We start from the raw sequence: 8,683 nt of genomic DNA, 5'->3' as shown, positions 1-8,683 counted from the left end.
TCGATAATCAGTTCGGTGGCAGCGCGCTCAATGTGGTCCGTCGTCAGGTGAATAACGGGTCTCCAGATCCGTGTACTTGGTGGTCGCGCCGTCAAAGTAGACCTCGACGTCGCCGGTGGCGCCGTGGCGTTGTTTGGCGATGATCACCTCGGTAATGCCGCGCCTCTTTTCCATCCTTTGCTGCCAGTGTTCAAGCCGTTCGCGGTATTTCGCGTCCGACTCGTCCTCACCAACCTTGGCCTGCGGCTCCTGACGCGCGAGATAGTAGTCCTCACGGTAAAGAAACATAACGATATCAGCATCTTGCTCGATCGAACCGGATTCGCGGAGGTCGGAGAGCAGGGGCCGCTTGTCTTCCCGCTGCTCGACCGCGCGTGAGAGCTGCGAACACGCCACGACCGGCACGTTGAGTTCCTTGGCCAGTGCCTTCAGGCCCTGGGTGACCTCGGAGACCTCCTGGACCCGGTTGTCGCTGCCCGCGCGGGCGCTGGGGCGCACCAGTTGCAGGTAGTCGACAATGATGAACGAGAGCCCGTGCTGGCGCTTCAGCCGGCGGGCCCGGGTCCTCAACCCCTGGATGGTCAGCGCCGGCGTATCGTCGAAATAGAGCGGGATGCGCGACAGCTCCTGGCTTGCCCGCACGATGGCGTCAAAATCACGGGCGTTGATCTGACCGCGCCGCAGCATTTCCGACGGGATGCCGGACGTCTCGGACAAGACGCGGGTCGCCAGCTGCTCCGCCGACATCTCAAGCGAGAAGAAACCGACGACAGCGCCGTCGACGACCTTGGCCGTACCGTCTTCCTGGACTTCGGCCCGGTACTGTTTGGCGGCATGCAGGGCGATGTTCATGGTGAACGAGGTCTTACCCATGCCTGGACGCGCCGCCAGGATGACGAGATCGGACTTGTGCATGCCGCCCAACAGATCGTCGAGGTCGCGCAAGCCGGTCGAAATGCCGGTCATGCCCGACTGCTGGCGATACGCGGCCTCCATCATCTCAAGCGCGCCGACCGCGACCTCCTTGAAGCTGCGGAAATCGCGCTTGTAGGAACCGGACTCCGCAAGATCGAACAGCGACTTCTCCGCGTTTTCAATCTGGCTGTCGGCGCTGTTGTCGACGTCGGCCTCGAAGGCGTCGTTCACGACGTCCTCGCCGATCGTGATCAGTTCGCGCCTAACGAAGTTGTCGTGGATTTGCCGGCCGTACTCCGCGGCATTGATGATCGTCGCGGCCGAACTTGCCAGGCGCGCCAGGTAATCTGCACCGCCGATGTCGACCAGTGCTTCGTCCTGTTCGAAGAACGTTTTCAGTGTGACCGGGTTGGCGATCTGGCCGCGTTCGATGAGACGTTCGATGGCGTCGAAGATCCGTCCGTGGACCGGCAGGTAGAAGTGATCCGCGCGCAGGAAGTCGCCGACCCGGTTCATCGCATCGTTGTTGACCAGGATCGCGCCCAGCAATGCCTGCTCGGCCTCCTCGTTGTGCGGCATCGTGCGATAGGTAACGTCGTCGTCGCCGACAACGGAGAGGTCATGCGGACTAGTCTGAGCCATGGCGCCTGTCGAACTGGAGTGAGCCCGTCAAGCTAACAGAAAGCTGCTTGGCGGTGTGCGCCAACTCTTCGTGTGGCGACGAAAAAACTTCGCGCGTTGGCACTGACGCGTACCGTGATCTGGGGACCAATTTAAAGAACCGCACCCTGCCACCGATTGCCAGCCTCCTGCCGTGTGGATAAGTAACCATACCACGGCGGCAACACTGTGGCCGACTCTGACGGGGGAGACGGGTGAGCGACAAACGGTTTGAAGGCGGCAGTCACGTGGCGATCGAAGGCGATGGTCCGCCGGTCGTGCTGATCCATGGAGTCGGGCTTGACCACACCATGTGGGACGCCCAGGTGTCGGCTCTTGCGCAGCGCTATACAACGATTCGCTATGACATGCTGGGGCATGGGTCGACGCCGCGGCCGGACAAGGAACTCGAACTCGCTGACTTCGCCGAACAACTCGAGCGACTTTGTGATGCTCTAGAGCTCGATCGATTCGCACTCGTTGGCCTGTCGATGGGCGTGCTTGTGTCGCTCAAGTTCGCTCTATCCAAGGCCGACCGCTTGACCGCGCTGGTCCTCATGAACGGCGTCTACGACCGTACAGAGGAACAGCTCGCCGGCATTCGCGGACGCATCGCGCAAGCCGAGACGGAAGGGACGCAAGCCTTGATCGACGCGGCGCTGGAGCGCTGGCTGTCGGAAACCTACCGGCAACAAAACCCCGAAGCGGTCGCAGCGATTCGCAAGCGTCTGGAAAGTAACAATCCCGCAGACTTTCTGGCGGCCTACAAGATCTTCGCCGGTGCCGATCCGCAGTTGACCGGCCGGCTTTCGTCCGTCGCCTGTCCGACCTTGGTGACGACGGGTGAACTCGACCGCGGCTCGCTGCCGACCATGTCGCAAGCCATGGCGGCCGCGATACCAAACGCGGAGTGCGTTATCCTTGAAGGCCTGCGCCATTTGCCGACCACCGAAGGGGCTGACACGGTCAACGCGCTGCTGCTGGATTTCCTCGACCGAACCGTGCCGCGGTAACGCGCGACCCCTCACCCCAGCCCTCTCCCTCAAGGGGAGAGGGAGCGTGTTTTCGTTTCCCTCTCCCCAACGAGGGAGAGGGTTGCGCAGGCTTGGTCGCGTTAGCGTCCTAGCCGAAGCTGGGTGAGGGGGTAGCGCTCAACCGTGGGCGCGTTCCCAGTCGACCATGTAGTCGCGGGTCAAGGGCACGGTCATGAGTTTCTTGGAGAACTGCAACTGGAAGACCATCTGGTCATCGTTGCGGAACGCGTTCTCGCAGGCCAGGAGATAGAACTCCCACATCCGGCAGAACCGTTCGTCGTAGAGCTCGCGAATGCGGTCGCGGTGCTCCGTAAATCGGCGCCACCAGTGTTTCAGCGTATCGGCATAGTGCACGCGCAGGATCTCGATATCGGTTGAGAATAAGTGCGCGCGTTCGAACGCCGTCATCACCTCGGAAAGGGCAGGGGTATAGCCGCCCGGGAAGATGTACTTGCGAAGCCACGGGTTCGTGTTGCCGGGCTCGCTGAAACGTCCGATCGAATGCAGCACGCACACACCATCGTCGGCCAGCAGACTGCGCACCTTGCGGAAGAACTCGACATAGTGACCGGCGCCGACATGCTCGAACATGCCGACGGAGACGATGCGGTCGAACGGTCCTTCGAGATCGCGGTAGTCCTTCAGCAGAAATCTGACACGATCGGAAAGGCCTGCTTCCTGGGCGCGCCGGTTGGAGACCTCGTGCTGCTCCTTGGAGAGCGTAACGCCGGTGACGTCGACATCGGCGGTCTGCGCCAGGTAGATTCCCATGCCGCCCCAGCCCGAGCCGATGTCCAGCACCTTCTGACCCGGCTGCAACAGCATCTTTGACGCCAGGTGGCGTTTCTTGTCGGACTGGGCCTGCTCCAGCGTGCTGTTCTCGGTCGCGAAGTAGGCACAGGAGTACTGCCGGTCCTCGTCGAGAAACAGGTCGAACAGATCGTCGGAGAGATCGTAGTGATGGGCGACGTTCTTCTGCGCCTTGCCGACCGGGTTGTGCTGCTGGATCGGCCGCAGCACGTTGCGGCGCAGGAAGCCGCCAACTCGGCTCATCCGGTCGTCGCGATAGAGGCGGGACATGTTCGCGCCGAGCACCGCGAAGAAGTCCCTGAGTTCACCCTCTTCGATGGTCAGCGTGCCGTCCATATAGGCCTCGCCGACATGAAGCTGCGGATTGGTCAGCAGCTTGCGCTCAAGCGCCTTGTCGTGCAGGCGCAGAGCGACCGAAGGTTCTGCGCCGACCGTGCCGAAATCATGTGTTTTGCCGCGCGAATCGATTAGCCGCAGATGGCCGACCTCGATAAGACGGTTCAGGAAACCGGCGAGCAACATGCCGCGCGCATCCCCCCAACAAAGACCTAACCCGCGACCATGTTAGCCAGTCACTGCGACTCGGACAATGGACGGGATGAGCGCAAGCGAGCGTCTTGCGAGGTTTGTTTGTGAGTCATCATCGGCACAAGCCCACTAAGCGCCGAGTACTCTATTCCTTGGTCTCGTCCTCGTTGGCGGCCGGGCTTTCCTCGGCATCGCCGGCGGCCTCGTCGCCGCCATCCTCGCCGCCTTCGTCGGCTGCTTCCGCCACGTCTTCAAGAACCTGTTCAGCGACCTCGGCCTCAACCAGATCCTCGATCGCCGGTGCGGCCGCTTCTTCGGCCTCCTCCTCTTCGAAGGCGCCGACGGCGCGGCCCGTCTCGGCCTGAACGGCGGCCTCGTCCTCGCTGCGCGCCACGTTGGCGACGACGGTGACGTTGACTTCCGGATGCAGTGCGACGCGCACCTCGTGGATGCCCAGGCTCTTGATCGGATGGTCCAGGACGACCTGGCGCTTGTTGATGTCAAAGCCCTGCTCGGCGAGCGCGTTCGCAATATCGCGCGCGTTGACGGAGCCATAGAGCTGCAGACTGTCGCTGGCCTGGCGGATCAGGACCGCCTGGGCGCCGTCCAGGTCGCTGGCCGAGTTCTCCGCGCCATCGCGCATTTCGGCATTGCGCGCTTCCAATTCGGCGCGCCGGGACTCGAACTCAGCGATGTTGTCCTTGGTCGCGCGCAGCGCCTTGCCGTGCGGAATCAAAAAATTGCGGGCGTAGCCCGGCTTGACGTTGACCACGTCTCCCATGTTTCCGAGCGCTTCAACGCGCTCCAGCAACACGATATCCATCTAGTCCTCCATCTCAGGGTCAGTTCCCGGGCCGAAACGCTCACGGAAATTGCCCCAGCGGTCAGCCAGCCCAATGGCGGCGAATGTCAGGGCCCCGAAGGGCTGAAATACGATGACGATCATGTAGACGGCGGTCAGGATCAGAAACTGAAACGACAGGCCACGCGTCATGCCATGCATCACGGCGAGCCCCTGTAGCAGAAACCCGACTATAAAAACCAGTGTAAATCCGGTCGTTACGTAGGTCAGGAAGACCACCCAGTGCTCGGTGCCGAGAATATCCTCGGCCAAAAAGGCGATCAAAAGGCATAAAAGACCGCCGATCACCGCCCAGGTCGGCATGGCCATGCGCCAAAAAGCGGGGCTGGGCCTGAGATTTCGGCCGGTGTTGACCAACAGGCCCTGGGCAAGCGCGCCACAGCAGGCCAGGCTGACCATCACCGTGGCGATGACGGCACCCATGACGAGGCTGTCCCATTGACTGACGAGTTCGGCGTACTCCGCCGGTTCCGATTCGCCATAAAGTGCGCTGACGAGGATCTGCAGGTTGTTTTGGATGGTCTCCACAAGACCATCTTCGGATAGGCCAAGCAGAACTGAGACCAGCACGACATCGAACAGGCCGATGATCACCAGTAGCTGAAGCATAGCGTTCAGCGGAAACCAATGGGTCTTGCCGTCTTTGTCTTCGCGTGACTGCATCGCCAGGTGAGAGATCAAGAAGGCGGGCAAGACGAAGAACACGCTGAACACGCTGCCCAGCAGGGGATCGGCGGCCGACGTCAGAAACGCCGCGATCACGGCGACCGCGCCGGCGATTCCGCTGGCGGTCCCGCCTCCGCCCAGACCCGCCAGAAAGATCGGCAGGGGCGACAGGAAGACCATAAAGAGGCCCCAGGCCGAGCCCGATAGGCCGACGATATAAAGCGTCGCGCTGACCATGCCAGCGACGACGGCAAGAAGGTTGGGAATCATGGCGGCCGGCCGTTGCCGGTCGGCGGCTTACTGGCCGACGTAGGGCAGCAGCGCCAGGAAGCGGGCCCGCTTGATCGCCCGGGCCAGTTCACGCTGTTTCTTCGCGGAAACGGCGGTGATCCGGCTGGGAACGATCTTGCCGCGCTCGGAGATATAGCGCTGCAGGAGCTTGACGTCCTTGTAGTCGATGGCCGGCGCGCCGTCGCCCGAGAACGGGCAGGTCTTGCGGCGGCGCCAGAACGGGCGGCGCGGTGCCAGCGGCGGGCCAGGCTGACGCATGGCGCTCATGTCTCGTCTCCACTCGGTGCGGCTGCGGCCTCGCCGGCAGCGTTGTCTGGTTTGGCGTCGCGGTCGCCACGCGGGCGGTCGTCGCGGTCGCGGTCGCCACGCGGGCGGTCGTCGCGCCCACGATCGTCGCGGCGCGGACCGCGATCGTCACGGCTGGCGCGGCTCTTCATCATCGCTGTCGGCTCGCTATCAAGCTCCTCGACCCGGATGTTGAGGTAGCGGATGACATCCTCGTTGATGCGGAAATTGCGCTCCAACTCGTGGATCGTATCGCCGGACGCGTCGACGTTCATGAAGACATAGTGGCCCTTGCGGCTCTTCTTCATGCGATAGGCCAGCGACTTCAGACCCCAGAACTCGGTCTTGGTGACGGCGCCGCCATGCTCCTTGATCATGCCCTCGACCTCTTCGGCCAGGGTCTCGACCTGCTGCGGCGACACATCGGGTCGCACGATGAACGTGCTCTCGTAGAAAGGCATCGGGCCCTTCCTCTCAAACTAGAACGACAAAAGACGAACGCCGGCGTATTGATCGGGTACGCCGATCAGCCCAAAGGGCCTGCGCCAGCGAGCGGCGCACTATAGCGATTTTGCCTTGGCGATCAAGCATGCTTGACAGGGCCCTGTCGAGCCCGTTGACTGCGCCGATTCTAGCCCTGGGCGGGGGTTACCCGGGCGCTCTCCACAAGCTGAAAGGCTCCTTATGTCGCGTGCCTTTGTGTTTCCTGGCCAAGGCAGCCAGAAGGTCGGTATGGGTGTGGCGCTGGCCGAGGCGTTTCCGACGGCCCGGCATGTGTTCGAGGAGGTCGATGATGCCCTCGAACAGCGCCTCTTCCGGCTGATGGCCGAGGGGCCGGAGGACGAGCTCACCCTGACCACCAACACCCAGCCCGCGCTGATGGCCTCGTCCATCGCCGTGCTCCGGGTGCTGGAAGCAGAGGGCGGACACGCCCTGGACCAGATGGTCGCCATGGTTGGCGGCCACTCGCTGGGTGAATACTCCGCCCTGGTCGCCGCCGGCTCGCTGCCCTTGGCTGAAACGGCGCGCCTGCTGCGTTTGCGCGGCGAGGCCATGCAGGAGGCCGTCCCGGTGGGTGAGGGCGCCATGGCCGCGATCCTGGGGCTGGAACTCGATGACGTCCACGCGCTGGTCGACGAGGCCGCCGCCATCGGCGTCTGTGCCGTCGCCAACGACAACTCGACTGGTCAGGTCGTGGTCAGCGGCGCCAAGGACGCGGTCGAGAAGGCGGCTGAACTGGCGACCGAAAAGGGCGCCAAGCGCGCGATCATGTTGCCGGTCAGCGCGCCGTTTCATTGCCCCCTCATGCAGCCGGCCGCCGAGCGCATGGCCGAAGCACTGGAAACCGTCACCATCGGCGCGCCGGCCGTGCCGGTCGTCGCCAACGTGACCGCCCAGCCGGTCAGCGTGCCGGAAACCCTGCGCGGCCTGCTGGTCGAGCAGGTCACCGCGACCGTCAGATGGCGCGAGGGCGTCTTGACCATGAAGCAGCACGATGTCGACACCCTGATCGAACTGGGAACCGGCAAGGTGCTGAGTGGCCTTGCCCGCCGCATCGACCGCGACCTCAAGGGCGTTTCCGTCGAAACGCCGGACGATGTCGAGGCCGTCCTGAAAACGTTCTGATTGGGGGAGACCGCATGTTCGACCTTTCCGGCAAGACCGCGCTGGTTACCGGCGCTTCCGGCGGCCTGGGCGGCGCTATCGCGCGCGGCCTGCATGGCCAGGGCGCCACGGTCGGCATCGCCGGGCGCCGGCAAGACGCGCTGGATGAACTGGCCGGTTCGCTCGGCGAGCGCTGCCACGTGCTGGTCGCCGACCTGGCCGAGGCCGAGGCGCCGGCGGCGCTGGCCGCTGCCGCCGATGAGGCCATGGGCCAGGTCGATATCCTGATCAACAACGCCGGCATTACCCGCGACACCCTTGCGATGCGCATGAAGGACGACGACTGGCAGGCGATCCTGGACGTCAACCTGACGGCCGGATTTCGTCTGACCCGCGCGCTCCTGCGCGGCATGCTGAAACGACGCCACGGCCGCATCGTCGGTATCACCTCGATCGTCGGCGTTACCGGCAATCCGGGCCAGGTCAACTATGCAGCGGCCAAGGCCGGGATGATCGGCATGTCGAAGTCATTGGCCCAGGAAGTCGCGGAGCGCGGCATTACCGTCAACTGCATCGCTCCGGGTTTCATCGAGACCGCGATGACCGATGCCCTGAACGATGACGTGCGCGCGAACCTGTTGCAGCGGATCCCCGCCGGACGCCTTGGCGCCTCCGACGATATCGCCGCGGCAGCCGTCTTTCTCGCCAGTGACGAGGCCGCCTATGTCACCGGTCAGACGCTGCACGTCAACGGCGGTATGGCCATGATTTGACGGCCGGATTTGGTCCACCGAAAAGGGGCTTTTCCAGCTATCGCATGGCAGACTAAAGTGTGTTACATGGACGCGCCCCGGGGGTAGGGGCCAGCAGTTTTCAGTCATGCAGCGTGCTTATCCGGAGCGCGCAAGTCACGGAATTTCTTGAGAAATCATGGAGGTTGTGTCCCGATGAGCGATGTGTCTGATCGCGTAAAAAAGATCGTCGTCGACCATCTCGGCGTCGATGAAGCCAAGGTCACGGACAGCGC

10 protein-coding genes are annotated in these 8,683 nt (G+C 63.3%); 4 read left to right on the top strand and 6 right to left on the bottom strand.

The genetic code is table 11. The features are described 5' to 3' along the window. Positions 1–27: 27 nt before the first annotated feature. Complete coding sequence (locus AAF563_25045) at positions 28–1,557, bottom strand: replicative DNA helicase (protein ID MEM7124566.1); 1,530 nt, start codon at positions 1,555–1,557, stop codon at positions 28–30. A 233-nt stretch (positions 1,558–1,790) separates the two neighbouring features. Here AAF563_25045 and AAF563_25040 point away from each other — a divergent pair, with 233 nt between their 5' ends. Then, positions 1,791–2,588, top strand: coding sequence for an alpha/beta fold hydrolase (locus tag AAF563_25040; GenBank protein ID MEM7124565.1), 798 nt, complete (start codon positions 1,791–1,793; stop codon positions 2,586–2,588). Positions 2,589–2,726: 138 nt separating this feature from the next. Here the strand turns inward: AAF563_25040 and AAF563_25035 are convergent, their stop codons facing one another. From AAF563_25035 to rpsF, 5 genes are all read right to left on the bottom strand, one after another. Next, a complete protein-coding gene (locus AAF563_25035) occupies positions 2,727–3,941 on the bottom strand; it encodes a cyclopropane-fatty-acyl-phospholipid synthase family protein (protein ID MEM7124564.1) in 1,215 nt (404 codons plus the stop codon). Positions 3,942–4,092: 151 nt separating this feature from the next. Further along, positions 4,093–4,770: a 50S ribosomal protein L9 gene (gene rplI, locus AAF563_25030; GenBank protein ID MEM7124563.1), complete on the bottom strand. Its 678-nt coding sequence runs from the start codon at positions 4,768–4,770 to the stop codon at positions 4,093–4,095. After that, on the bottom strand, positions 4,771–5,745 hold the full coding sequence (locus tag AAF563_25025; protein ID MEM7124562.1) for a DUF2232 domain-containing protein: 975 nt from the start codon (positions 5,743–5,745) through the stop codon (positions 4,771–4,773). Positions 5,746–5,772: 27 nt separating this feature from the next. Further along, the gene (rpsR, locus tag AAF563_25020; GenBank protein ID MEM7124561.1) at positions 5,773–6,024 is read right to left on the bottom strand and encodes a 30S ribosomal protein S18; all 252 of its coding nucleotides are present in this window, start codon (positions 6,022–6,024) and stop codon (positions 5,773–5,775) included. A 5-nt stretch (positions 6,025–6,029) separates the two neighbouring features. Continuing rightward, the gene (gene rpsF / locus AAF563_25015; protein MEM7124560.1) at positions 6,030–6,512 is read right to left on the bottom strand and encodes a 30S ribosomal protein S6; all 483 of its coding nucleotides are present in this window, start codon (positions 6,510–6,512) and stop codon (positions 6,030–6,032) included. A 223-nt stretch (positions 6,513–6,735) separates the two neighbouring features. On the opposite strand from rpsF, the gene fabD reads away from it, so the two are divergent. The 3 genes from fabD to AAF563_25000 form a co-directional block, all read left to right on the top strand. Then, positions 6,736–7,677 (top strand): ACP S-malonyltransferase, encoded by a 942-nt coding sequence (gene fabD / locus AAF563_25010; protein ID MEM7124559.1) that lies wholly within the window; start codon positions 6,736–6,738, stop codon positions 7,675–7,677. A gap of 14 nt (positions 7,678–7,691) precedes the next feature. Next, positions 7,692–8,429: a 3-oxoacyl-[acyl-carrier-protein] reductase gene (gene fabG, locus AAF563_25005; protein MEM7124558.1), complete on the top strand. Its 738-nt coding sequence runs from the start codon at positions 7,692–7,694 to the stop codon at positions 8,427–8,429. A 174-nt stretch (positions 8,430–8,603) separates the two neighbouring features. Further along, on the top strand, positions 8,604–8,683 hold an 80-nt coding region (locus tag AAF563_25000), incomplete at its 3' end, for an acyl carrier protein (protein MEM7124557.1).

The organism is Pseudomonadota bacterium (genome assembly GCA_039028155.1).
Classification (GTDB): Bacteria; Pseudomonadota; Alphaproteobacteria; order SP197; family SP197; genus JANQGO01.
This window is presented reverse-complemented; position numbering and strand designations above follow the sequence as displayed.

Bases quoted from the DNA above. Each gene is read 5' to 3' on its own strand.
- AAF563_25045 (MEM7124566.1), bottom strand. From the start codon at position 1,557: ATGGCTCAGACTAGTCCGCATGACCTCTCCGTTGTCGGCGACGACGAC.
- AAF563_25035 (MEM7124564.1), bottom strand. From the start codon at position 3,941: ATGTTGCTCGCCGGTTTCCTGAACCGTCTTATCGAGGTCGGCCATCTG.
- rplI (MEM7124563.1), bottom strand. From the start codon at position 4,770: ATGGATATCGTGTTGCTGGAGCGCGTTGAAGCGCTCGGAAACATGGGA.
- AAF563_25025 (MEM7124562.1), bottom strand. From the start codon at position 5,745: ATGATTCCCAACCTTCTTGCCGTCGTCGCTGGCATGGTCAGCGCGACG.
- rpsR (MEM7124561.1), bottom strand. From the start codon at position 6,024: ATGCGTCAGCCTGGCCCGCCGCTGGCACCGCGCCGCCCGTTCTGGCGC.
- rpsF (MEM7124560.1), bottom strand. From the start codon at position 6,512: ATGCCTTTCTACGAGAGCACGTTCATCGTGCGACCCGATGTGTCGCCG.
- fabD (MEM7124559.1), top strand. From the start codon at position 6,736: ATGTCGCGTGCCTTTGTGTTTCCTGGCCAAGGCAGCCAGAAGGTCGGT.
- fabG (MEM7124558.1), top strand. From the start codon at position 7,692: ATGTTCGACCTTTCCGGCAAGACCGCGCTGGTTACCGGCGCTTCCGGC.